The organism is Aeromicrobium jepli, from assembly GCF_047246605.1.
Classification (GTDB): domain Bacteria; phylum Actinomycetota; class Actinomycetes; order Propionibacteriales; family Nocardioidaceae; genus Aeromicrobium.
The window spans coordinates 558295-581352 of record NZ_JBFOKO010000002.1 but is presented as its reverse complement, the minus strand read 5'-3'; the positions used below and the strand labels follow the sequence as shown (position 1 = coordinate 581352).

General features: G+C 75.3%; 21 protein-coding genes. 13 read left to right on the top strand and 8 right to left on the bottom strand.

What is annotated here, in order from left to right; all coding sequences use genetic code 11:
• Window positions 1–31: 31 nt before the first annotated feature.
• The 4 genes from AB3M81_RS06460 to AB3M81_RS06445 all read right to left on the bottom strand — a co-directional run bounded on the left by AB3M81_RS06460 (window position 32) and on the right by AB3M81_RS06445 (window position 3139).
• The gene (locus tag AB3M81_RS06460) at window positions 32–610 is read right to left on the bottom strand and encodes a TetR/AcrR family transcriptional regulator (protein ID WP_412903139.1); all 579 of its coding nucleotides are present in this window, start codon (window positions 608–610) and stop codon (window positions 32–34) included.
• Window positions 611–704: 94 nt separating this feature from the next.
• Window positions 705–1298: a TetR/AcrR family transcriptional regulator gene (locus tag AB3M81_RS06455; protein ID WP_412903082.1), complete on the bottom strand. Its 594-nt coding sequence runs from the start codon at window positions 1296–1298 to the stop codon at window positions 705–707.
• Between the two features lie 39 nt (window positions 1299–1337).
• On the bottom strand, window positions 1338–2015 hold the full coding sequence (locus tag AB3M81_RS06450) for an ABC transporter ATP-binding protein (protein ID WP_412903081.1): 678 nt from the start codon (window positions 2013–2015) through the stop codon (window positions 1338–1340).
• Window positions 2012–3139, bottom strand: a complete 1128-nt coding sequence (locus AB3M81_RS06445) for an ABC transporter permease (RefSeq protein ID WP_412903080.1) — start codon at window positions 3137–3139, stop codon at window positions 2012–2014. Before AB3M81_RS06445 ends, AB3M81_RS06450 begins: the two co-directional genes overlap by 4 nt.
• Before the next feature lie 197 nt (window positions 3140–3336).
• Here AB3M81_RS06445 and AB3M81_RS06440 point away from each other — a divergent pair, with 197 nt between their 5' ends.
• The 3 genes from AB3M81_RS06440 to AB3M81_RS06430 all read left to right on the top strand — a co-directional run bounded on the left by AB3M81_RS06440 (window position 3337) and on the right by AB3M81_RS06430 (window position 7276).
• Window positions 3337–4458, top strand: a complete 1122-nt coding sequence (locus tag AB3M81_RS06440) for a ScyD/ScyE family protein (protein WP_412903079.1) — start codon at window positions 3337–3339, stop codon at window positions 4456–4458.
• A 91-nt stretch (window positions 4459–4549) separates the two neighbouring features.
• Window positions 4550–6259, top strand: a complete 1710-nt coding sequence (locus AB3M81_RS06435) for an AMP-binding protein (protein WP_412903078.1) — start codon at window positions 4550–4552, stop codon at window positions 6257–6259.
• Window positions 6260–6304: 45 nt separating this feature from the next.
• On the top strand, window positions 6305–7276 hold the full coding sequence (locus AB3M81_RS06430) for a UDP-glucuronic acid decarboxylase family protein (protein ID WP_412903077.1): 972 nt from the start codon (window positions 6305–6307) through the stop codon (window positions 7274–7276).
• A gap of 1 nt (window position 7277) precedes the next feature.
• Here AB3M81_RS06430 and AB3M81_RS06425 read toward each other — a convergent pair whose 3' ends face one another.
• Window positions 7278–8114, bottom strand: a complete 837-nt coding sequence (locus tag AB3M81_RS06425) for a glycosyltransferase family 2 protein (RefSeq protein ID WP_412903076.1) — start codon at window positions 8112–8114, stop codon at window positions 7278–7280.
• Complete coding sequence (locus AB3M81_RS06420) at window positions 8111–9064, bottom strand: glycosyltransferase (protein ID WP_412903075.1); 954 nt, start codon at window positions 9062–9064, stop codon at window positions 8111–8113. The genes AB3M81_RS06425 and AB3M81_RS06420 overlap by 4 nt, the downstream gene beginning before the upstream one ends.
• Window positions 9065–9163: 99 nt before the next feature.
• Here AB3M81_RS06420 and AB3M81_RS06415 point away from each other — a divergent pair, with 99 nt between their 5' ends.
• From AB3M81_RS06415 to AB3M81_RS06385, 7 genes are read left to right on the top strand one after another with little or no spacing between them, the layout of a single operon-like run.
• Complete coding sequence (locus tag AB3M81_RS06415) at window positions 9164–10792, top strand: carbamoyltransferase family protein (RefSeq protein ID WP_412903074.1); 1629 nt, start codon at window positions 9164–9166, stop codon at window positions 10790–10792.
• On the top strand, window positions 10789–12255 hold the full coding sequence (locus AB3M81_RS06410; RefSeq protein ID WP_412903073.1) for an HAD-IIIA family hydrolase: 1467 nt from the start codon (window positions 10789–10791) through the stop codon (window positions 12253–12255). Before AB3M81_RS06415 ends, AB3M81_RS06410 begins: the two co-directional genes overlap by 4 nt.
• Window positions 12252–13322 carry a glycosyltransferase family 9 protein gene (locus AB3M81_RS06405; protein ID WP_412903072.1) on the top strand — a complete coding sequence of 357 codons (1071 nt, stop codon included), beginning with the start codon at window positions 12252–12254 and terminating at the stop codon, window positions 13320–13322. Before AB3M81_RS06410 ends, AB3M81_RS06405 begins: the two co-directional genes overlap by 4 nt.
• Window positions 13319–14515 carry a glycosyltransferase gene (locus tag AB3M81_RS06400; RefSeq protein ID WP_412903071.1) on the top strand — a complete coding sequence of 399 codons (1197 nt, stop codon included), beginning with the start codon at window positions 13319–13321 and terminating at the stop codon, window positions 14513–14515. Before AB3M81_RS06405 ends, AB3M81_RS06400 begins: the two co-directional genes overlap by 4 nt.
• Complete coding sequence (locus AB3M81_RS06395) at window positions 14512–16488, top strand: PfkB family carbohydrate kinase (protein ID WP_412903070.1); 1977 nt, start codon at window positions 14512–14514, stop codon at window positions 16486–16488. Before AB3M81_RS06400 ends, AB3M81_RS06395 begins: the two co-directional genes overlap by 4 nt.
• Window positions 16485–17165, top strand: coding sequence for an SDR family oxidoreductase (locus tag AB3M81_RS06390; RefSeq protein ID WP_412903069.1), 681 nt, complete (start codon window positions 16485–16487; stop codon window positions 17163–17165). The genes AB3M81_RS06395 and AB3M81_RS06390 overlap by 4 nt, the downstream gene beginning before the upstream one ends.
• Window positions 17166–17171: 6 nt before the next feature.
• A complete protein-coding gene (locus tag AB3M81_RS06385) occupies window positions 17172–18074 on the top strand; it encodes a glycosyltransferase family 9 protein (RefSeq protein ID WP_412903068.1) in 903 nt (300 codons plus the stop codon).
• On the opposite strand, the gene AB3M81_RS06380 is transcribed toward AB3M81_RS06385, so the two are convergent.
• Complete coding sequence (locus AB3M81_RS06380) at window positions 18065–19426, bottom strand: aldehyde dehydrogenase family protein (RefSeq protein WP_412903067.1); 1362 nt, start codon at window positions 19424–19426, stop codon at window positions 18065–18067. The genes AB3M81_RS06385 and AB3M81_RS06380 overlap by 10 nt on opposite strands.
• A gap of 352 nt (window positions 19427–19778) precedes the next feature.
• On the opposite strand from AB3M81_RS06380, the gene AB3M81_RS06375 reads away from it, so the two are divergent.
• Window positions 19779–20411, top strand: coding sequence for an alpha/beta hydrolase family protein (locus AB3M81_RS06375; RefSeq protein WP_412903066.1), 633 nt, complete (start codon window positions 19779–19781; stop codon window positions 20409–20411).
• A gap of 4 nt (window positions 20412–20415) precedes the next feature.
• Here AB3M81_RS06375 and AB3M81_RS06370 read toward each other — a convergent pair whose 3' ends face one another.
• Window positions 20416–20715, bottom strand: coding sequence for a hypothetical protein (locus AB3M81_RS06370; RefSeq protein WP_412903065.1), 300 nt, complete (start codon window positions 20713–20715; stop codon window positions 20416–20418).
• 150 nt (window positions 20716–20865) lie between these two features.
• Between AB3M81_RS06370 and AB3M81_RS06365 the strand changes: the two genes are divergently transcribed.
• The gene (locus AB3M81_RS06365) at window positions 20866–21591 is read left to right on the top strand and encodes a response regulator transcription factor (protein WP_412903064.1); all 726 of its coding nucleotides are present in this window, start codon (window positions 20866–20868) and stop codon (window positions 21589–21591) included.
• Window positions 21591–23051 carry a sensor histidine kinase gene (locus tag AB3M81_RS06360; protein WP_412903138.1) on the top strand — a complete coding sequence of 487 codons (1461 nt, stop codon included), beginning with the start codon at window positions 21591–21593 and terminating at the stop codon, window positions 23049–23051. The genes AB3M81_RS06365 and AB3M81_RS06360 overlap by 1 nt, the downstream gene beginning before the upstream one ends.
• Window positions 23052–23058: the final 7 nt, after the last annotated feature.

The window sequence follows — 23058 nt, the reverse complement described above, 5'->3', positions numbered from 1 at the left end:
CCGCCGCGCCTCCCGGAGCGGCGGTCGTCGCTCAGGGGCGGACGAACAGGCCGTTCAGCAGGACGCCGGTGAGCTGGGTGGCGACCTCGTCGAGGTCGATCTCGGTCTCGCGCAGGTGGGCGTCCATGACGACGCCCCACGACATGCCCAGGCTCATCGGGACGGTGACGCGGGGGTCGTAGAGCTGGGGCCACAGGTCGCCCGCGGAGTCGATCCTCTCGGCGAGGCTGTCGACGAACGGCTGCATCCGGGTCTGGTAGAACTCGTGGCCGCCCGCCCGATCGCTGAACAGCACGATGGTCAGCAGCTCGAAGACGTCGTCGAAGATCCCGAGCATCGTGCGGAAGTAACGGCACACGATGACGCGCGCCTCCTCGGCGTCGATGTTGCCGTCCAGGTCGTCCAGCAGTTGCGTCAGCGCATCCTCGAGCGGCTCGATGACGGCCGCCTCGAACATCGCCTCCTTGGAGTCGAAGAAGCGGTAGAGCAGCGCCTGGTTGACGCCGGCGTGCTCGGCGATCTGGCTGATCCGCGCGCCCTCGAGTCCGGAGTCGAGGAACACCTCCCGGGCAGCCGCGAGCAGCTGTCGGCGTCGCTCCTCGGCGCGCATTCTGGTCACGATGTCCTCCCACCCCGAGGCTAGGCGAGATCCACGCTCCCGGCGGGTTTCCGCCGAATCCGGGCGAACTTTCTCGAATCCGGGTTCAGGTCAGCCGCAGGTAGCCGCTCAGCAGCCGGCGCAGGCGGCTCAGGGCCTGCCCGCAGATGAGGCGACGCTCGTCGTCGGGCAGGTCGCCCAGCTCGTGCGAGGCGTGCATGATGAGCGCGTCGACCGCCTGGGCCATGGCCTCCGGCTCGGGCTCGCCCAGCTGCGCGAGCGCCTCGCGCAGCGGAGCCTGCAGCTCGTGGTGGAAGCGCCGCATCGGCGGCTGCAGGACGTGCGGGTCGACGATCCGCGTCAGGGCGCCCGCGACCGCCTGCTCCTCGCTCGCGAACAGCCGCACGTTCGCCTCGACGTAGGCCCAGACGCGAGCGCCGGGGGAGTCGGCGGCCTCGACGTGGTCGAGCACGCGCCGCGCCCAGTCGGGGAAGACGTCGCCGACGAGCGCCGCGAGCAGGTCGTCCGCCGAGGCGAAGTACTGGTAGACGCTGCTGCGCGCCAGGCCCGCCCGGCGGCCGACCTCGCCCATCGCCGGGGCGCGCCCGGTCTCGGCGAGGATCGCCCGCGCGGCGTCGAGCAGGGCACGCCGCTGCTGGGCGCGGTGCTCGGCGACGGTCGGTGCGTCGATGCGGGGCATGCGTCCTCCGGGATCGGGACCGGCCCGTGCCGGCTCCGGTCACATCATGCCGTGTGGCCCCAGCCGACCGTCCACCATCTCCAGCACGCGGTCGCAGTGGTGCAGGACGTCGTGGTCGTGCGTGACCATGACGGTCGCGACGCCGCGCTCGTGCGCCTCGTGGGCGAGCAGGCCGACGATGTCCTGGCTGCGCTGGCGGTCGAGCGCCGCGGTGGGCTCATCGACCAGCAGCACGTCGGGCCGCGTGACCAGGGCCCGGGCGATGCCGACGCGCTGGCGCTCGCCGCCGGAGAGCTCGTGCGGGCGGCGACGTGCCTTGTGCTCCATGCCCACGGCCGTCAGCAGCTCCAGCGGGTCGCGCCCCGTGTCCGCGCGGCCGAAGGCGAGCGGCAGGCGCACCTGGTCGAGGCTCGTCAGGGCGGGCACGAGGTTGCCGCTCTGGAAGACGAAGCCGAGGCGCTCGCGGCGGATCCGGGTGAGCTCGCGCGCGGACGCGGCGGTCAGGTCGGTCTCGCCGAGCCGGGCGCTGCCGCTCGTCGGCTTCGTCAGCGCGCCGGCGACTGCCAGCAGGCTCGACTTGCCCGAGCCGGACGGTCCGACGATCGCGACGAGCTCGCCGGGCCGGACCTCGAGGTCGACCTCGTCGAGGGCCCGCACGGTCTCGTCGCCGTCGCCGTGCAGCAGCGTGACGTCGGTGAGGGTGAGCGCGGCGTTCATCGGCTGCCTCCGAGGGCGTTGAGGGGATCGACGCGCGTGATGCGCAGGACGGCGACCGCGGCGCCCGCGAGGCCCAGGGTCAGCAGCAGTGCCGTGGCGCCGGCGATCGGGCCGGCCTCGAGCGCGAACGGCATCGGCGTGGAGGCGATCAGGGCGCCGCCCGCCAGTCCGATCGCGATGCCCGTGCCCGCCGACAGGACGAGCAGGATGAGCGACTGGACGAGGCTGTCGCGCAGCAGCCATCCGGTGCCGGCGCCCATGGCGCGCAGGACCGCGATCTCCTGGCGGCGCTGGATCGTCAGGACGGTGAAGAAGGCGCCGACGACGAGCGCGGAGATGGCGTAGAGGAACCACTGGATGAGCGACAGCGTGCTGGTCTCGGCGGTGTAGCCGGGCGAGGCGCCGTACGAGGTCTCGCGCGTCATCGACGTCGTGCCCGCGGCCTCGTCGCCGGCCGCGAGGTCGATCCCGTCGCCGGCGGCCTGCAGCGCGACGGCGGTGAACTCCTCGTAGACGCGCGGCGGGACCTCGTCGCCGGGGCGGACCCCCGCGCGGATCTCCTGCCACGAGCGCAACGGCAGGTAGCCGATGTCGACGTGACCGAACGTGTGCTGGTCCGCCAGGACGCCCACGACCGTGAGCTCCGTCCCGGCCGGCTCGACCGTGATCGTGTCGCCGGGCTCGATGCCCTGCTCGGCGGCGGTCGCGCTGATGACGACCTCGCCCTCGCGGGCCAGGCGCGTGCCGGACTCGACCTCGGGGTCGACGAACGAGCCGCGCTCCACGCCGAACAGCGCCAGATCGATCTCGACGTCGCGGTCGGTGCGGGCGTTCACGAGCGTGTTGCCCAGGGCGGTCGCGTCGGCGACGTCGTCACGATCGCGCCAGGCGTCGACGGCGTCGGGGCCGACGACGCTGCGCGAGAAGGCGGAGTCCTTCGAGACGTCCTTCTGGAAGGCGAAGGCGTCGACGGGGATGCGCTGCAGGCCGGAGACGCCGTCGTTCGCGAGGCCGACGGACAGGCCGCTGAGCAGCACCATGAGGATCGAGATGAGGGCCACGACGGCGCCCATGAGCGCGAAGCGGCCGCGGGCGAAGACGAGCTCTCGGCGGGCGAGGAACATCAGGCACGTCCGGAGTGGGAGGGCAGTGGTGGCATGCCCGCATCATACCGACACCCTGTCGCCAACCTGTCGGCATGGGCCTTCCGGGTCCGCGGGAACCCTCCCAACGGACGGGTTCCACCGCGCCCCGGGACATGGTTACGTGGGCGGGGTCCACGTCTCGGGAACCGTCCAACTCACTGTGGGGGAGTGCCCAGATGCGCACGCTCAGGACCATCACCGCCATCACCGTCGCGACCGGGGTCGCGCTCAGCTTCGCGCCGTCGGCCTCGGCGCACGGGAAGCACCATCCGCGCCCGCAGGCGCCCATCACCGTCCTCGCCCGGGGACTCGAGGGGCCGTACCAGGTCTCCGCCTCCGGCCGGTCGCTCATCGTGACCGAGGCCGATGCCGGCCGGGTCGTCGCGATCGACCGCCACGGTCGCCACCGGGTGCGGACGCTCGTCAGCGGGCTGGGCGCGAACGCCGCGGCCGGCGCCGTCAAGGTCGGCCACCGCGTCTACATCGCGACCGGCGAGGCCGGCGGAGCGCCCGACGGGCCGCCGCCCCCGCCGCCGCCGTACCCGGGCTCGTCGGTGCTCGTGGCCTCGAAGGGCCGGGTCACCCAGCTCGCGGACCTGCTGAAGTACGAGCTCGCGAAGAATCCCGACGGCCAGACGCAGTTCGATCCCGAGGGCAACCCGCTCGACGCCCTGTCGAACCCGTTCAGCCTGCTCGCCGCACGCGGTCACCGCGGCGGCGTGCTCGTCGCCGACGGCGGGGCCAACGACGTCCTGCGCGTCGACCGCTGGGGCCGTGTCTCGACCTTCTTCGTCCCGCCGACGATCAACACGGGCGCGTGCGCCGGCCGGCCGAACAACGATCCCGCCTCCACGGGCTGCGACGCGGTCCCGACGGGCCTGGCGTACGGACCGCGGAACACGATCTACGTCTCCACCCTGACCGGCGAGGCGCCCGGTGAGGGCCGCGTCTACGTGCTCGACGCGCGACGCGGCACGGTCAGGAAGGTCGTCTCCGGGTTCACGGCGCCGACCGGCGTGGCGGTGCGTCCCGACGGCACGTTCTACGTCTCCGAGGCGCTCGAGGGCGCTCCGCAGGCCGAGCCCGGACCCGGCTTCGACCCCTCCACGGTCGGCCGGATCGTCAAGGTCTCGCCGAGCGGCAAGCGGACGTACGCCCAGGTGACGATGCCGACCGGACTGGTCTGGAAGGCCGGGACGCTGTACTCCAGCGCCTGGTCCATCGCGAGCTTCTTCGGGGCACCCGGGACGGGCCAGGTCGTGGCCGTCTCCGACCGCGCCTTCAAGCCCGCGTCCTGAGCCGGGGAACCGGGGTCGGGCGCGGAGCCTAGACTCGGCACCGACCGTCGGAGCTCGCGCGTCCGACCCCGAACCCCCCGAAGCAGGAGCAATGCACCAGCACGACCAGCGCCCGTGGACCGTCCACTACGAGGCGGGCGTGCCGCCGGTGCTCGAGATCCCCGACGAGCCGGTCACCGCCGGGCTGCGCCGCTCGGCGCAGCGCTGGCCCGACCGGATCGCCACCGACTTCATGGGCGCCACCGCGACGTACGCCCAGACCGAGCAGGCGATCCGCCGGGCGATGGTCGTCCTGGCCGGGCTCGGCGTCGCGCCGGGCTCGCGGGTCGCGCTCGTCCTGCCGAACTGCCCGTCGCACCTCGTGGCCTACCACGCGGCGCTGCGCCTCGGGGCCGTCGTGATCGACCTCAACCCGACCTACACCCGGGCCGAGCTCGAGCACCTGGTCGCCGACAGCGGCGCCACCCACGCTCTCGTCTGGCACAAGGCGGTCGAGCGGGTCCTGCCGTCGCGCGACCGTCTGCAGGCGCTGGTCAGCGTCGACGTGAGCCGTGACCTGCCGGCGACGGCCCGGCTGCTGCTGCGGCTTCCCGTCAAGCCCGCGCGCGAGAAGCGCGAGGCCCTGCTGGGCACCGTCCCGGCGGACGTGCCGGACTGGCACACCCTCCTGCGCGGCGCCTCGGGCGAGGTCGCCGAGGCCGAGGTCCACGGCGACGACCTCGCGCTGCTGCAGTACACCGGCGGCACGACCGGCGTCCCCAAGGCCGCGAGGCTGACGCACCGCAACCTCGTCGCGAACCTCGTCCACGGCCAGGCCTGGGCCGGGTTCCGCGAGGGCGAGGAGACGGTCTACGGCGTGCTGCCGTTCTTCCACGCGTTCGGGCTGACGTTCTGTCTCAACCTGCCGGGCCACATCGGCGCGACCCTCGTGATGTTCCCCAACTTCGACCCCGCCGCCGTGGTGCAGGCGTTCGGCCGCCGGCCCGCGACCTTCATGGCCGGCGTCGCGCCGATGTTCGACCGGATCGCGGCCGCGGCCGAGTCTGCGGGGAAGCGGGCCCGCGACGGCTTCCGGCAGGCACGCCTGGGCTTCGCGGGCGCCATGCCGATCCCGCCGGCCACCGTCGAGCGCTGGGAGCGGCTCACCGGCGGCCTGCTGATCGAGGGCTACGGCATGACCGAGTGCGCCCCGATCGCGCTCGGCAACCCGTGCGCCCCGACACGGCGTCCGGGCACGCTCGGCGTCCCGTTCCCCAACACCGAGATGCGGATCGTCGACATCGACGACCACACGCGCGAGGTCGAGCCCGACGAGCGCGGGCACCGCCGCGGCGAGCTGCTCGTGCGCGGGCCGCAGGTCTTCGCGGGCTACCTCAATCGCCCCGACGAGACCGACCACCAGCTCGTCGAGGACGGCTGGCTGCGCACGGGCGACGTGGTCGAGGTCGACGAGACCGGCTGGGTCACCCTCGTCGACCGGGTCAAGGAGATGATCATCGTCGGCGGGTTCAAGGTGTACCCCTCGACGGTCGAGGACCACCTGCGCGAGCTGCCCGGCGTCGCCGACGTCGCGGTCGTGGGCGTCTGCCAGCCCGGCGGTGACGACGAGGTGCTCGCCGCTCTCGTCCTCGAGGACGGCGCGTCCGCCCCGTCCGTGGCCGAGGTCCGCGCGCACGGCGAGAAGCGCCTCGCGCGCTACGCCCTGCCGCGCCGCGTCGAGGTCGTCGAGGACCTGCCGCGCTCGCAGATCGGCAAGGTCATGCGCCGCCAGGTGCGCGACATGTTCGACCACCGGGGGTAGCGGCCGCGGGCGCGTGAGGCGTGCCGCCATGGGTACCAACGTGACATGACCACGGTGGTGGCGAACCACTTCGGCGGGCGGCACGTGCTCGTCACCGGGGGAGCGGGCTTCCTGGGCTCGCACCTGTGCGAGGCGCTGCTCGGCCGCGGCGCGCGCGTCACGTGCTGGGACAACGAGAGCACGGGGTCCGAGGAGAACGTCGCCCATCTGGCGGTGCACCCCGGGTTCACGTACCGCCCGTGCGACGTCACGGGCCCGCTGCCGTCCGTCGAGCACGCCGACGTGGTGATGCACCTGGCCTCGATCGCGTCGCCGCTGGCGTACGCGCGGCTGCCGATCGACACGCTGCGCAGCGGCAGCGCCGGGACGCTGCAGATGCTCGAGCTGGCCGCGAAGCACGACGCGCGCTTCGTGGTCTCGTCGACGTCGGAGGTCTACGGCGACCCCGAGGTGCACCCGCAGCACGAGGGCTACTGGGGGCACGTCAACCCGGTGGGACCGCGCGCGGTCTACGACGAGTCCAAGCGGTTCGCGGAGGCCGCCGTCGTCGGCGCGCGGCGCGAGTGGGGCGTCGACGCGGGGATCGTCCGCATCTTCAACACGTACGGCCCGCGCATGGCGGTCGACGACGGCCGCGTCGTGCCGACGTTCCTCGACCAGGCCGTCCGGGGGCTGCCGCTCACGGTCGCCGGGGACGGGAGCCAGACGCGCTCGCTGTGCTACGTCGACGACACCGTGGAGGCGCTCGTCCGGATGGCCGCGTGCGACGTGCCCGGCCCGGTGAACGTCGGCAACCCGGACGAGCACACGATCCTCGAGCTGGCGCAGGTGGTCGTGGCGCTGACCGGCTCGTCCTCGCCCATCGAGCACGTCCCCATGCCCGAGGACGATCCCCAGCGGCGCCGGCCGGACATCACCCGGGCGCGCACCGAGCTGGGCTGGGAGCCGACGGTGCCGCTGCGGGACGGGCTGCGGCGGACGCTCGACTGGTACCTGGCGCGGTCGCCGGTGCGCTGAGCTAGTCGCCGAGCGTGTGGATCCGGGCGAGGACGTCCGGCGGCAGCGGCCGCCGCTCCCGGAGCGCGGCGGGCAGGTCGAGGAGGGCGGCCGCCACCCCGGCGCGATCGGCGGGCGAGGCCAGCAGGCCCCGCACGGCGATGCGTGCCACGTCCGTCCACGGCCGGCGCAGGACGGCGGCGGTCAGTGCCGCGCGGCGCAACGACCTCGTCCGCCGGGATCCGCGGGAGGGTGACGGGCGTGGCTCGTGGTGGGCGACGAGGGACGGCTCGTACCGCAGGTGGAGGCCGCGCGCCGCGAGGTCCCACGCCAGCACCTGCTCCTCGCCGCCGATGCCGAGCAGCCGCGAGAAGCCGCCGGCGGCGAGGAAGGCGTCCCGGCGCACGACCGACGCACATGCCATGAAGCCGAGCACGGGGACGCCGGGCAGGTCCGGCGCGTCCGTCAGCGGCGAGTCCGCCAGCACGGCGTTGAACGGGTCCTCGCGAGCACCCGGCTCGACGAGCACCCGCGCGGCCAGCACGGCGATCCCGGGGTGGCCGGACAGCACGTCGGCGGCGCGGTCGAGCGCGCCGGGCTCCCACCACGAGTCGTCGTCCGCGAACGCCACGAACGGGGTCGCGGCGGCCCGGACGCCGAGCGTGCGCGCGGCCCCGGCGAGGTTCTCGGCCAGGGCGACGACGCGGACGCCGGGATGGTGCTCGCGGACGTACTCGACCGTGCCGTCCCGCGAGCCGTTGTCGACCACGACGACGGGCGCGCGGTGGCGGGGCAGGGTCGCCCTCAGCTGGTCGAGGCGGTCCCGGGTGATGACGACCGTCGTGACCGCGGAGGTCATCGCGCCACCTGCTCCAGCACGGCGTCCCAGTCCGCAAGGAACCGCTCGAGGCCGAAGCGCTCGAGGGCGTGCGCGCGGCCCCGCCGGCCGAGGTCCGCCGCGAGGCCGGGGTCGTGCACGAGCTTGCGCACGTGCTGCCCCAGCAGCTCCAGGTCGGCCGTCACGAGGCCCGTGCCCGGGGGAACGGCCGTCGGGACCTCCGTCATCGCCAGTGCGACGACGGGCACGCCGAGCTGCATGGCCTCGATGAGCGAGAGCCCCAGCGAGGTCCAGCGCGCCGTGTGCACGTAGAGGCGCCGCCGGGCGAGCTCGGCGTGCATCCGGTCCTGGGGCAGGTCCTCGTGGGCCCGGATCCCGCGTCCCGGGTCCGCGACGCCCGTGACGTTCATGCCGAAGACGTCCACGGGCGCCTGAGCCGCCAGCAGCGGCAGCAGGTCGGCGCCCACCGCACGGCCGCGCCGGACGGGATCGTTCATCGCGACGGCCGCGTGGGGCAGCTCGCCCGTGTAGCGGTGCCCGGGGTCGCAGATGCCGTGCTCGATGACGGTCGTCCGCGCGGTGCCGGTGTCCCACAGGAGGCGGTTCACGTGCGTGACGTGGACGACCGGGATGCGCGACTGGTCCGCCATCGGGTGCCGCGTGAACGGCACCTCGCCGCCGGGAGTGTTGTGCTCGAGGTGGACCGCGGGCACGTCGACGCCCGGTCGCAGGCCCGTCCACCGCTCGACGAGCCCCGCCTCGTGCGGGCGCTGCAGCAGAACGACGTCGAACCGCTCGCCGGACAGCTCCTCGGCGGTGCGCTCCACGACCGACGCGGGCCAGTCCCACGTGCGGGCCCGGCCACGGCCGTCCGGGCCGCGGCCGGCGTCCACGGGGACCACGTAGTCGTGTCGTCCCTGCACGAACGCGGTGGTCCACGAGCCGTGGACGTGCCACAGCAGGATCCTCATGTCACACCAGTACCCGGGGTGGACCGTGGCGAAACGAGGGGGAGAAGCGGTTCTCCGTGATCGGCGTTTCAGTGCCGGAACTATGGGCACTTCTCGGCCATGAAGGTGCTGGGCGTCAACGCCCTGTTCCATGACTCGGCGGCCGCCGTGGTGAGCGACGGCCGACTGGTCGCCGCCGCCGAGGAGGAGCGGTTCAGCCGCCGCAAGCACGCGAAGCGGCCGGTCCCGTGGGCCGCCTGGGAGCTGCCCGAGCTGGCGATCGGCTGGTGCCTGCGCGAGGCCGGCATCCGGCCCGACGAGCTCGACGCCGTGACGTACTCCTACGACCCGGCCCTGGCCGCGCCGGCCGAGGACCTCGGCCTGCACGACCCGTGGGACCACGTCCGCCAGCTGTACGCCCAGCGGGCTCCGGGCTTCCTCGCCGAGCTGCTCGGCATCGACGCGTCGATCGTCCGGTTCGTGCCGCACCACGTCGCGCACGCCGCGTCCGCGACCCTCGCCGGGCCGTTCGCCGAGGGGGACGTGCTGGTCCTCGACGGCCGCGGCGAGAGCGCGAGCCACCTCGCGGGCCACTTCCGCGGCGCGGACCTCGACGTGCACCGCATCCAGCGGCTGCCGCACTCCATCGGCCTGCTGTACGAGGACGCGACGCAGCACCTCGGGTTCCTGCGCAGCAGCGACGAGTACAAGGTCATGGCGCTCGCGTCCTACGGCACGCCGCGATTCCTGCCGCAGCTCAAGGAGTCCGTCGGGACGGACGGCTCGGGCGGCTTCTTCGCCGAGCCGTTCGCGTGGTCCGACCTCGTCCCTCCGCGCCGCGCCGACGAGCCGTGGACGCAGGACCACGCCGACCTCGCCAGCAGCGTCCAACGCGCCGTCGAGGACGTGTGCCTCGAGCTGGTCGACTGGCTGCACGCCCGCACGGGCGCCGAGCACCTCGTGCTGGCCGGGGGAGTGGCGCTCAACTGCGTCGCCAACACGCGGCTGTTCGACGAGGGACCGTACCGGGACGTGTGGGTGCAGCCCGCCGCGGGCGACGCCGGCACCGCCATCGGCGGCGCGATGACGGTCGCGGCCGAGCAGGACGAGATCGAGCCCATGACGACGATGGCGATGGGACCGTGCTGGTCCGACGACGAGATCGAGGCCGCGCTCCGGACCGCGAAGGTCCCGTACGAGCGCGTCGACGACATCGCCACCGAGGTCGCGCAGGCGCTCGCCGAGGACCGGATCGTCGCGTGGTTCCAAGGGCGCAGCGAGTTCGGGCCGCGCGCACTCGGCCACCGCTCCCTGCTCGCGAACCCCGCGTCCGCGGCCAACCTCGAGCGGCTCAACGACGTCAAGGGCCGCGAGCAGTTCCGGCCCGTCGCGCCCATGGTCCGGCTCGAGCGGGCGGCCGAGATCTTCTCGCGCGGCCCCCTGCCGTCGCCCCACATGCTCTTCGTCCACGACGTCGCCCCCGCGTGGCGCGACCGCATCCCCGCGGTCGTCCACGTCGACGGCACCGCGCGCGTGCAGACCGTCGGCCCGGACGAGCCGCTCGTGGCCGCCATGCTCGCCGCGTTCGAGGAGCGCACGGGGCTCCCGGTCGTGGTCAACACGAGCCTCAACACCGCGGGCCGGCCCATGGTCGACTCACCGAGGGACGCCCTGGAGTGCTTCGGGTCGGCGCCCGTCGACCTGCTGGCGATCGGCGGCTTCGCCGTGAGGAGGGCCTGGCCGTCATGACCACGACCGTCGTCGTCCCCACCATCGGCCGCCCGTCGCTGGGCCGCCTGCTCGCCTCGCTCGAGGCGGCGGAGGGGACGACGCCGGCGATCATCGTGGTCGACGACCGTCCCGGCGGCGAGCCGCTCGAGCTCGCCCGCCCCGGCGTGGTCGTCCTGCGCTCGGGCGGCCGCGGCCCCGCGGCGGCACGCAACCGCGGCTGGCGGGCCGCGACGACCGAGTGGGTGAGCTTCCTCGACGACGACGTCGTGGTCGAGCCCGACTGGCTGCGCCACCTGGAGGAGGACCTCGCGGACGCCGGTCCGGACGTCGTCGCCGTGCAGGGCCGGCTGCGGGTGCCTCGTCCATCGCGACCGCTGACGGACGCCGAGCGCAGCACCGCGAGCCTCGAGACGGCTCGGTGGATCACGGCCGACCTGACCGTCCGCCGGGCGGCGCTGCGCGAGGTCGGCGGCCTCGACGAGCGCTTCCGGCGGGCCTACCGCGAGGACGCCGACCTCGGCCTGCGCCTGCAGCCGCTGGGCCGGATCGTCCCGGGACGGCGGGGGATCGTCCACCCGTTCCGCGCCGACGGCACGTGGTTCAGCGTGCGGCAGCAGCGTGGCAACGCCGACGACGTGCTGATGGACCGGCTGCACGGGCGCGGCTGGCGCGATCGCGCCGGTGCGCCGGCCGGCGCCCTGCGCCGGCACCGGGTGACGGTGGCCGCCGCGTGCGGCGCCGTGCTGTGGGCTGTCTCGGGGCGGCGCAGGGCAGCAGCGTGCTGCGCCGCGGCCTGGGCAGCGCTGACCGCGCGGTTCGCGCGGTCGCGCATCGCTCCCGGTCCCCGTGACCTCGAGGAGGTCCGGCGCATGGTGCTGACGAGCGTTGCGATCCCGTTCGCGGCGGTCGGCTGGCGGCTCGCCGGTCGGTGGCGGCACCGCGGAGCCGTGCCGCGGCGGATGCTGCCCGAGGCGGTGCTGTTCGACCGCGACGGAACCCTGGTCCACGACGTCCCCTACAACCGCGATCCCGATCTCGTCGCGCCCGTGGACGGCGCCCGCGAGGCCCTCGCGCGACTGCGCGACGCCGGGGTGGCGGTCGGCGTCGTCAGCAACCAGTCGGGTGTCGCGCGCGGGCTCATCGCGCCGCACGAGCTGGAGGCCGTGAACCGCCGGGTCGAGGAGCTGCTCGGCCCCTTCGCGACGTGGCAGGTGTGCCGCCACGGTCCGGACGACGGCTGCGGATGCCGCAAGCCCCGGCCCGGCCTCGTCCGGCAGGCGTGCGACGAGCTGGGCGTCGACGCCGCGCGGTGCGTCGTGGTGGGCGACATCGGCGCGGACGTGCTGGCGGCGTCCGCGGCGGGTGCGGCGGGCGTCCTCGTGCCCACGCCGCAGACCCGCGCCGAGGAGGTCGCCGCGGCACCCCGCGTGGAGGCCGACGTCCCGGCCGCGGTCCGCTCGATCCTGCGGGGGGACTGGTGAGCGCGGGCGCCCCGGACGGCCCCGTGCTGGCCGTCCGCCTCGACAGCGTCGGCGACGTCCTGGTCACCGGCCCGGCGATCCGCGCCCTCGCCTCGGCCGGCCGCGTCGTCGTGCTGCTCGCCGGGCCGCAGGGCGCCCCGGCCGCCGAGCTGCTGCCCGGCGTCGACGAGGTCATCACGTGGACGTGCCCGTGGATCGTCGCCGATCCGCCGGCGCTCGACCCCGCCGACGTCCACGCCCTCGTCGACCGGCTCCGTGACCGACGCTTCGCCGAGGCGGTCGTGTTCACCTCGTTCCACCAGTCGCCGCTGCCGACGGCACTGGCGCTGCAGCTCGCCGGCGTCACGACGATCACCGCGATGAGCGAGGACTACCCGGGCAGCCTGCTCTCGACCCGCGTCCGGCCCACGGGCGACATCCCCGAGCCCGAGCGCGCCATGCTCACGGCGGCCGCGGCCGGCTTCTCGCTGCCGCCGGGGGACGACGGGCGACTGCTCGTGCGCGCCGACCTGCTCGACGCCGAGGTCCCGCTCGGCGGCGAGCCCTACGTCGTGGTGCACCCCGGTGCCGCCGCGCCGGCCCGGGCCTGGACCGCCGAGCGCTGGCGCGAGACGGTCGACGCGCTGGTCCACCACGGCGTGCGCGTCGTCGTCACGGGCGGTCCGGCCGAGCGCGAGCTGGGCGCGGACCTGGCCCGGCGCGGCGCGATCGACCTGTCCGGCGGGACGACCCTCGTCCGGCTGGCGCGGGTCCTGGCCGACGCGATCGCCGTGGTGGTCGGCAACACCGGCCCCGCCCACCTCGCCGCCGCCGTCGGCACCCCCGTGGTCTCGCTGTTCTCGCCCGTCGTCCCGGCCTCGCGCTGGGCGCCCTACGCCGTGCCGTGCGTCGTGCTCGGCGACCAGGCGGCGCCGTGCCGCGGGTCCCGTGCGCGCGAGTGCCCCGTGCCGGGCCATCCGTGCCTGGCCGGCGTCACCGCGGACGACGTGCTGCGGGCGCTGGAGCGACTCGCGCCCCGGGCCCTGCACGAGGTGGCGGGACAGCGGGCCGAAGGAGGGATCGCATGAAGATCGCGATGGTGTCGGAGCACGCCAACCCGCTCGCCGTGGTCGGCAGCGTCGACGCGGGAGGGCAGAACGTCCACGTCGACGCGCTCGCGACGGGGCTCGTCGCCCGGGGGCACGAGGTCACGGTGTTCACCCGGCGGGACTCGCCGGGCGCCCCCGAGCGGGTCGTCGGGCCCGGTGGCTACGTGGTGCACCACGTGACGGCCGGTCCGCCGGCGGACGTGCCCAAGGACGACCTGTGGCGCCACATGCCCGAGTTCAGCGCCCGGCTCGCCGACCTGTGGCGCCGCGGCGGCTTCGACATCGCGCACGCGCACTTCTGGATGAGCGGCTGGGCGACCCGCGCGGCCGCCCGCCGCGTGGGGATCCCGTGGGCCATGACGTTCCACGCGCTCGGCTCGGTCAAGCGGCGCCACCAGGCGGAGCGGGACACGAGCCCGCCGGGCCGCATCGAGGTCGAGCGCGGGCTGTGCGCGACCGCCGACCTCGTCATCGCCACGTGCCGCGACGAGGTCCGCGAGCTCACCGAGCTGGGCATGGCGCGATCCCGCGCGCGGATCATCCCGTGCGGCGTGGACGTCGAGCACTTCACGGCCGTGCCCCCTGAGGCGCCCGGCGGGCGGCTGCTGGCCGTGGGGCGCCTCGTCGAGCGCAAGGGGCTCGGCGACACGCTCCGGGCGCTCGCGCGGGTTCCCGACGCGACGCTCACGATCGCCGGCGGGCCCACCCCCGACGCCCTGCCGCTGGACCCCGAGTACCGGCGGCTCCGGGCGATCGCCCGCGGGGCCGGCTGCCTCGACCGGGTGCGGTTCCTCGGGGCCGTCGCCCGCGACCGGCTCCCGGGCGTCATCGCCGCCGCGGACGTCGTCGTGGTCGCGCCCTGGTACGAGCCGTTCGGGATCGTCCCGCTCGAGGCCATGGCGTGCGGCCGGCCCGTCGTCGGGACCGCCGTCGGCGGGCTGCTCGACACGGTCGTGCCGGGCCGGACGGGCGAGCTCGTGCCGCCCCGCGATCCGGACGCGCTCGCCGCGGCGCTGGACGGCCTGCTCGCCGACCCGGCCCGCCTGCGCCGCTACGGAGCCGCGGGGGCTCGCCGGGCCCGCTCCCTCTACACGTGGGGTCACGTCGCCGCCGCGACCGAGACCGCGCTCCAGTCCCTGCTCACGCGCGTCCCGCAGGAGGTCACGCCATGACGACCCTCGACCACCCCCACCTCGCTCCGCTCGTCGGCGCGCTGTCCACGCTCGGCGGCTGCCTCGACGAGGTCGCCGCGATGGGCCGGGACCTCTACGCGCGCCTCGACGCGGGCCACCGGCTGCTGGCCGTGGGCAACGGCGGCAGCGCGGCGCAGGCCCAGCACCTCACGGCCGAGCTGGTCGGGCGCTATCGCGAGGACCGGCCGCCGTACTCGGCGATCTGCCTCAGCGCCGAGACCTCGAGCCTCACGGCGATCGCCAACGACTACCCGCCCGAGGAGCTGTTCGCCCGCCAGGTCGCGGCGCACGGACGGCCCGGCGACGTGCTGGTCGTCCCTCTCGACGAGCGGCAGCAGCCGCAACGCCGTCGAGGCGGCCCAGCGCGGCGTGGCCTCGGGTCTGGACGTCTGGGCCATCACCGGCGCGGCGCCCAACCCGCTGTCGCGCGTCGCGCACCGCACGCTCGCCGTCGACAGCCCCAGCACGGCGACGGTGCAGGAGGTGCACCTCGTCCTGCTGCACCTGCTGTGCGAGCACTTCGACGAGGCCTGCTTCGCCGCGACGGGAGCGCAGGTGACCGTCCGATGAGCCGCATCGTCGTGGTGGGCGAGGCGATGCTCGACGTCGACCTCGAGGGCACGGCGCACCGGCTGAGCCCGGAGGCGCCCGTCCCGGTGCTCGACGACCTGTCCGAGCGGCGCCGCCCGGGCGGTGCGGCGCTGGCGGCCGCGATGGCGGCGGCGGACGGGCACGAGGTCGTCCTGGTGACGCCGTGGGCGGGTGACGAGGCGGCCGGGCGCCTGCGCGAGGTCCTGACGGAGCGGGTCGAGGTGGTGCCGCTCCCCGCGCACGGCGGAACGCCCGTGAAGCGGCGCGTGCGCGCGGACGGCCACAACCTCGTGCGGCTCGACGAGGGCGGGGGAGCGGCCCCCTGCGGCGACCTCGGGCCCGTCGAGCGCGCGCTCGCCGGTGCGGACGCCGTGCTGGTCGCCGACTACGGACGTGGCCTGACCCGCGACGAGGGCCTGCGGGCGCTGCTCCTGGAGGCGGGCCGGCGCGTCCCGCTCGTGTGGGACCCCCACCCCCGCGGGGCCCCGCCGGTCGGGTCGACCCTCGTCATGACGCCGAACGCCGCCGAGCTCGAGGGCATCGTCGACGAGGACTGCGACGCCACGGGGAGCGCCGTGCGCGAGGCGGCCGTCCGTGCCGCGTGCGCGACCCGCCGGCTCGGCGTCCGCGCCGTCGCGGTGACGCTCGGCTCCCGCGGTGCGCTGCTGAGCTTCGGCGACGGGCCGCCCGAGGTGTTCGCCGCGCGTGCGGTCACGGGCGACCCGTGCGGTGCCGGCGACCGCTTCGCCTCGACCGTCGCGTCGGCGCTGGCGTCCGGGTTCCTGCTCTCGGAGGCGGTGGGCCGCGCCGTCGGCGCGGCGACCGAGCACGTCGCCCTCGGCGGTGCCGCGGCCTTCGGCCGGAGCGACCCCGAGCCGGAGGCGCCGCTGGACGCGCTCGCGCTGGCCGAGGCGACGCGGGCGCGCGGCGGCACGGTCGTCGCCACGGGCGGCTGCTTCGACCTGCTGCACGCCGGCCACGTCGCGATGCTCGAGTCCGCCCGCGCCCTCGGCGACCGGCTGGTCGTGCTGCTCAACTCCGACGACTCCGTGCGCCGGCTCAAGGGCGAGGGCCGGCCCATCGTCTCCGCCCCCGACCGGGCCCGGGTGCTGCTCTCGCTCGCGTGCGTGGACGCGGTGCTCGTCTTCGACGAGGACACCCCCAGCGAGGCGATCGAGGCGCTGCGCCCCGACGTCTGGGTCAAGGGCGGCGACTACGCCGGCCGCCGGCTGCCCGAGGAGGAGGTGCTCGGCCGCTGGGGTGGGCAGGCGGTCGTCGTGCCCTACCTGCGCGGCCGCTCCACCTCGGCCATGGTCAGCGCCATGGCCACCGAACGACCGACCGCGAAGGAGACATCGTGAGCCGCACCGTACTGATCACCGGAGGATCGTCCGGCCTGGGCGCCGCCCTCGCCCAGGCGTGCCTGACCGCCGGCGACCGCCCGTTCGTCCTCGACCTGCGGCCGCCGGCGGAGGGCGTCGACCACCTCGTCGTCGACCTCGCGCACCCAGAGAAGACCGAGCACGCCGTCCGCGAGGCGATCGACCTGACGGGCGGCCTCGACGCGGTGGTCACGTGCGCCGGCACGGACGCGTGCGGCCGGCTGGAGGACGTCGCGACGACGGACTGGAACCGGGTGGTCGAGGTCAACCTGATCGGCACGGCCGCGACCGTCCGGGCCGCGCTGCCGTCCCTGCGCGAGCGGCGCGGACGCGTCGTCACGGTGGCCTCGACGCTGGGGATCAAGGCGCTGTCGGACGCGACGGCCTACTGCGCCTCGAAGTTCGGCGTGGTCGGCTTCACGCGGGCGCTCGCGGCCGAGCTGGCGGGCGAGGTGGGCGTGACGCTCCTCGAGCCCGGGGGCATGCAGACCGCCTTCTTCGACGGGCGCCCCGACCAGTACAAGCCCGGGCCCGACGCCGTCCTCAACCCGCCGTCCGAGGTCGCGCGCACCATCATGTTCGTGCTGGACCTGCCGTTCGGGCACGAGATCCGCGAGCTCGTCGTCACCGCGTCGACCGAGCCGTCCTGGCCGTGACCGCGCGTGCCGGCTGACGTCCTCGTCCTGCGGGCCCTGGGGCTGGGGGACACCCTCGCGGCCGTGCCGGCGCTGCGGGCCCTGCGCCGGGCGGGGCTCGGGCGCATCACGCTCGCCGGGCCCGCCGGTCCCGGCGGACTGCTGCGCCGGCACGGCCTCGTGGACGAGGTCGTCCCCGCCGCCGGGCTGGGCCCCCTGCGCGTCCCGCCTGCGCGCGTGGCCGTCAACCTGCACGGGCGCGGGCCGCAGAGCCACCGGCTGCTGCTGGCCGGCGGCCACGACGAGGTCGTCGCGTTCGCCTGTGCCGAGGCCGGGGTCGAGGGCCCGCCCTGGCGGCAGGACGAGGGCGAGCGGGCGCGCTGGTGCCGGCTCGTGACCTCGCGGTGGGACGTGGACGCCGCGCCGGACGACGTGCTGCTCGCCGATGACCACCCACGCGACGGTCAGGTCGTGGTCCATCCCGGCGCCGCGTCCGGCGCGCGCCGCTGGCCCGTCGAACGCTGGGCCGAGGTCGTGCGGGCGCTCGACCCGCCCGGCGTGCGCATCACCGGCGGCGAGGACGAGCGGGACCTCGCGCTGCGGCTCGCCGACCTCGCCGGGCTGCCGGAGTCCTCGGTGCTCGCCGGGCGGACGAGCCTGGACGACCTCGCCGACTGCGTCGCCCGCGCCGGCCTCGTGCTCAGCGGCGACACGGGCATCGCGCACGTCGCCTACGCGTTCGGGACGCCCTCGGTCACGCTGTTCGGGCCGACGCCGCCCCGCTGGTGGGGGCCGCCCGCGACCGGGCCGCACGTGGCGCTGTGGCACGGCGACGGTGCCGGAGACCCGCACGCCGACGCGCCCGACCCGGCGCTGCTGCGGATCGGGACGGACGAGGTGGTCGCTGCGGCTCGCGCCGCTCAGTCCTGACCGCGCGGCAGAGCGATGTGCACGACCGTCGTCTGGGTCATCTCGTCGAGCAGCTCGGGCCCGTAGCCGTAGCCGTGGCCGCTCGCGCCGCGCGGCTCGGCGGCCCCGCCCGGCGCCCCGCCGAAGACGGCGTTGACCTTCACGGTGCCGACGGGCAGGACGGCGGCGGCGCGCTGGGCGTGCGCCATCGAGCTCGTCAGGACCGTCGCGGCGAGACCGTACGGCCCGGCCGCCGCGCGCCGCAGGCCGTCCTCGAAGTCCTCGACGACGCACACCGGCGCGACCGGGCCGAACGTCTCCTCGCGCATGACCGTCATGGAGTCGTCGACGCCGGTCAGGACCGTCGCCGGGTAGTGCGCGCCGGGGCCGTCCGGGATCTCGCCACCGGTCTCGGCACGGGCACCGTGGGTCAGCGCGTCCTCGACCTGGGCGTGGACGGCGTCGCGCATCGCCGTGTCGACGAGCGGGGGCAGCTCGCCGGACTCGTTGCGCTGCGTCGTCACCTTCACGAGCTCGGCGACGAAGGCGTCGGCGAGGTCGCGGTGGACGTAGATGCGCTCGACGGAGGTGCAGATCTGGCCGCCGTTGGCGTAGGCGCCGAGCGCGGCCTGCTCGGCGGCCCAGGCGGGGTCGACCCCGGCGTCCACGAGCAGCGGGTCGTTGCCGCCGTTCTCGCGGATGACCTTGGTGTCCGTCAGGGCGGCGGCGCGCTCGATCGCGCGGCCGGTCGCCGTGGAGCCGACGTGCGCGATGAGGTCGACGCCCTCCTGCTCGGTCAGCAGCCGCCCGGTCGAGCCGTCGCCCGAGACGGTCTGCAGGACGCCGTCCGGGAAGCACGGCGCGAGGATCTCGCCGAGCAGCTCGCCCAGCAGGGGACACCGCTCGCTCGGCTTGTGGATCACGGCGTTGCCCGTGACGAGCGCGGCACCGAGCAGGCCGCACGCGATCGCCACCGGGTCGTTCCAGGGCGTGATAGCGACGACCACGCCGCGCGGGCGGGGGATCGCGTAGTCGATCGCGGTGTGCGAGCCCTGCAGTGCGCGGCCGCGGTGGACGGGGCCGAGCTCGGCGTACTGGCGCAGCGTCCCGATGCCGGCCTCGGCGCCGCCGCGCGAGTCGCCCGGGGTCTTGCCGGTCTCGCGGTGGTTGAGGTCCGCGACTTCGTCCAGTTGCGCCTGCAGCGCGTCGGCCGCGGCGTGCAGCGCCGCCCCGCGCGCGGCGGGATCGGTGGCCGCCCAGCCCGTGCACGCCTCGCGCGCCCGGGCGATCGCCGCGACGACCTCGTCGCGGCCGCTGGTGCGCACCTCGCCGAGCGGGGTGCCTTCATGAGGATCGAATCGGCTGATCGTCATGCCCGGGGGTACCCAAGGGACGAACGATGATGCCTACGTCGGCCGGCGTGAGCCGAACCGTCGCGGTTCCGATCTTGTGCCGGCATGGCCCACATATGGGCCGGATCGGTACATGATCGGGACTCGTTCGCGACTCGTGCCGACTCAGGCCCGAGGGACGAACGGTGATGCCTTCCGCCCCGCCGGGGTACCTCCATGCATCATCCTTCGTCGCCACCCGGGCCCCGGGCCGAGGAGCTCGGGTCGATGCGACGAACTACCGCTGGTCACGCCGGTCGCCCCTGACCGTGACGGCGGACGGCCCGGCTCCGCTCGGGTCGTCCGCCGTCGTCGTTCCTCGTAGGGTGCAGGGATGAGCGTCATCCTCGAGTCCGAGAACCCGCGCGGCATCCTGCTCTTCGCTCCCGGGGCGGGCGGCGACCCGACGCGGTACGAGCGGCTGTTCGCCGCCGCGAACGCCGCCGGCTTCGTGGTCGCGTCGCCGGAGCACGAGCTCACCGAGACGTTCGCCGACGACGAGGTCCGCGAGCGCGTGGTCGCCCTGCGGTCGCTGCTCGACGACGTGGCCCTCGTGGACCTGCCGGTCGTCGCGGCGGGCCACTCGCTCGGCGGCTTCGCGGCGCTGTGCCTGGCCGGCGCCCATCCGCGGAACCGGGCGGGCGAGGCCATCGAGGTCCCGTCCGAGCCGCGCGTCGAGCGCGCGGTCGTGATTGCGCCGGCCACGGGGTGGTTCTCCGGCGAGGACGGGCTCACGGACGTGCAGGTGCCGGTCGCCGTGCTGGTCGGCGGCGACGACGCGGTCACCCCGCCGGGCACCGCCGAGATCCTGCGGACGGCGCCGAGCCACGTCGAGCTGATCTCCTACGAGGGCGTCGGCCACTTCGACTTCATGTCGCCGCTGCCCGAAGGCAAGACGCCCGTCGTGGAGGACCACGACGCGTTCACCGAGCGGTTCCTCGCGGACTTCGTCGCGGCCCTCGGCTGAGGCGTCAGCTCGACGCGGCGTCGCCGGCCGAGCCCGGCGCGTCCGCTCCGGGACCGCGGTCGCCCCAGCGCGGCCCGTCCGGACCCCCGTCGCGGAAGCCGCCGTCGCGCGAGAATCCCGGAGGACCGTCCGGCCCGTCGTCGCCGACCGCGTAGCCGGCGCCGAAGCCCAGCAGGCCGATCAGCACGGCGGCGACGGCCGCGGCGATGCCCCGCGAGCGGCGCGTGCGCGGGACGAGCCGCCGCCAGCGCGACGGGCCGGAGGCGGCCGGGGCTGCGGCGGTGGGGGACTCGGTGGTGGTCATGGTGTCTCCTCGGGAAGTCGGTGGTCCTCGCGGACCGTCGCCGTCCACCGTCGGCCGCCGTTCTGTGCCGCCGGTGCGGCGAGGTTGTGCGCAGGCTGTGAGCCGGGGTCCTCACAGCGGACGCACAGGAAACCGCGTCAGAGTGGAGGCATGGAATCCCGGTCACCCCAGCTGACGCGCCCCGACGGCTCGCCGCTGCGCGTCCTCGTCGTCGACGACGAGGTGAACCTCGCCGAGCTCGTGTCCATGGCGCTGCGCTACGAGGGCTGGGAGGTCTCGACCGCGCACACCGGCCGCAAGGCCGTCGACGTGGCGCGCGAGGTCCGTCCCGACGCGGTCGTCCTCGACATCATGCTGCCCGACTTCGACGGGCACGAGGTGCTGCGCCGGCTGCGCTCGATCGACCCGACGGTGCCCGTGCTGTTCCTGACGGCGCGCGACGCCGTCGAGGACCGCGTGGCGGGGCTCACCGCCGGCGGCGACGACTACGTGACCAAGCCGTTCTCGCTCGAGGAGGTCGTGGCGCGCGTGCGGGCGCTCATGCGGCGGGCGGGCGCGCAGCAGGCGGACTCGTCGTCCGTGCTGACCGTCGGCGACCTCACTCTCGACGAGGACAGCCGCGAGGTCTTCCGCGGCGGCGCCGAGATCTCGCTGACCGCGACCGAGTTCGAGCTGCTGCGGTACCTCATGCGCAACCCGCGGCGCGTGCTCAGCAAGGCGCAGATCCTGGACCGGGTCTGGAACTACGACTTCGGCGGCCAGGCGAACGTCGTCGAGCTCTACATCTCCTACCTGCGCAAGAAGATCGACGCCGGCCGCGCCCCGATGATCCACACGATGCGCGGTGCCGGCTATGTCCTGAAGCCGGCCGCGTGATGCACGTCCCCCGCAGCCGTTCGTTGACGTCGCGGCTCGTCGCGACCACCGTGGCGCTCGTCGTGGCCGTGGCGGTGCTGGTGGGAGCGCTCAGCGCCTTCGCCGTGCGCTCGTACCTGCTGAACCAGCTCGACGGCCGCGTCGTGGACTCGGTGGAGCGGGCCCAGCGGGCGCCCGCGTTCCAGGACCCGTACCCGGGCGCCGGCGTTCCCGACGAGCTGCTGCGCGGCCGGGGCGGGATCGGCGACCGCCGCGGGCAGGCCGTGGGCACGCTGACCGCGGTCTGGACGGCGCAGGACGAGGGCATCGGCGACGTCATCGTCGCGGGCGACGACGGGCTCGCAAGTCGGTCGGGCCTGACGACCGACGAGCTGGAGGCCGTCGGCGAGATCCCCGCGGACGGGACGCCGCGCACGGTCGACCTCGACCGGTTCGGCCGCTACCGCGTCGCCGTGGTCGACACAGGCGGCGGCCGGGTCGCGGCGGGGCTGCCGACCGCGGACGTCGACGACGTCGTCTCGGCGCTGTTCGGCTGGCAGGGCGTGCTGACCGTGCTGGGCGCGGTGGCCGCCCTCGGTGGGGCGCTCCTGCTCGTGCGGCGCCAGCTCCGGCCCCTGCACGAGGTCGCCGCGACCGCGAACGCCGTCGCCCGGCTGCCGCTGGCCCAGGGCGACATCGAGCTCGCGCAGCGCGTCCCCGCCCGGGTGGCCGACGACTCGACCGAGGTCGGCCAGGTCGCCGAGGCGCTCAACACGCTGCTCGACCACGTCGAGTCCTCGCTCGCGGCACGGCACCGCAGCGAGCAGCAGGTGCGCCAGTTCGTCGCGGACGCGTCGCACGAGCTGCGGACGCCGCTCGCCACGATCGCCGGCTACACCGAGCTCTCGCGTCGCCGCCCGGACGACGAGGAGGCGCTGCGGCGGGCGCTGGAGAAGGTCGAGGAGGAGTCGGGCCGGATGACCGCGCTCGTCGAGGACCTGCTGCTGCTCGCGCGGCTCGACTCCGGTCGCCCCCTCGCGAGCGAGCCCGTGGACCTCACGCGCATGCTGCTCGAGGCGGTCGCCGACGCTCGGGTCCTGGCGCCCGACCACGAGTGGCGGCTCGCGCTGCCCGACGAGCCGATCGAGGTGCGCGGCGACGAGCAGCGGCTCCACCAGGTCGTGACGAACCTGCTGGCGAACGCGCGCACGCACACGCCGCCCGGCACGACCGTCACCGTGGCGGCCGACGCCTCCGGGTTCACGGTCCACGACGACGGCCCGGGCTTCCCGCCCGACCTCGCCGAGCACGCCTTCGAGCGCTTCACCCGCGGGGACCGGGCACGGCACCGTGCCGGGGGAGCGGGCCTGGGCCTCGCGCTCGTGGCGGCGATCGTCGCGGCGCACGGGGGCTCCGTCGACCTGGCGAGCGAGCCGGGTGACACGACCTTCACGGTGCGGCTGCCCCACCGCCCGGTGTGACGGGAGG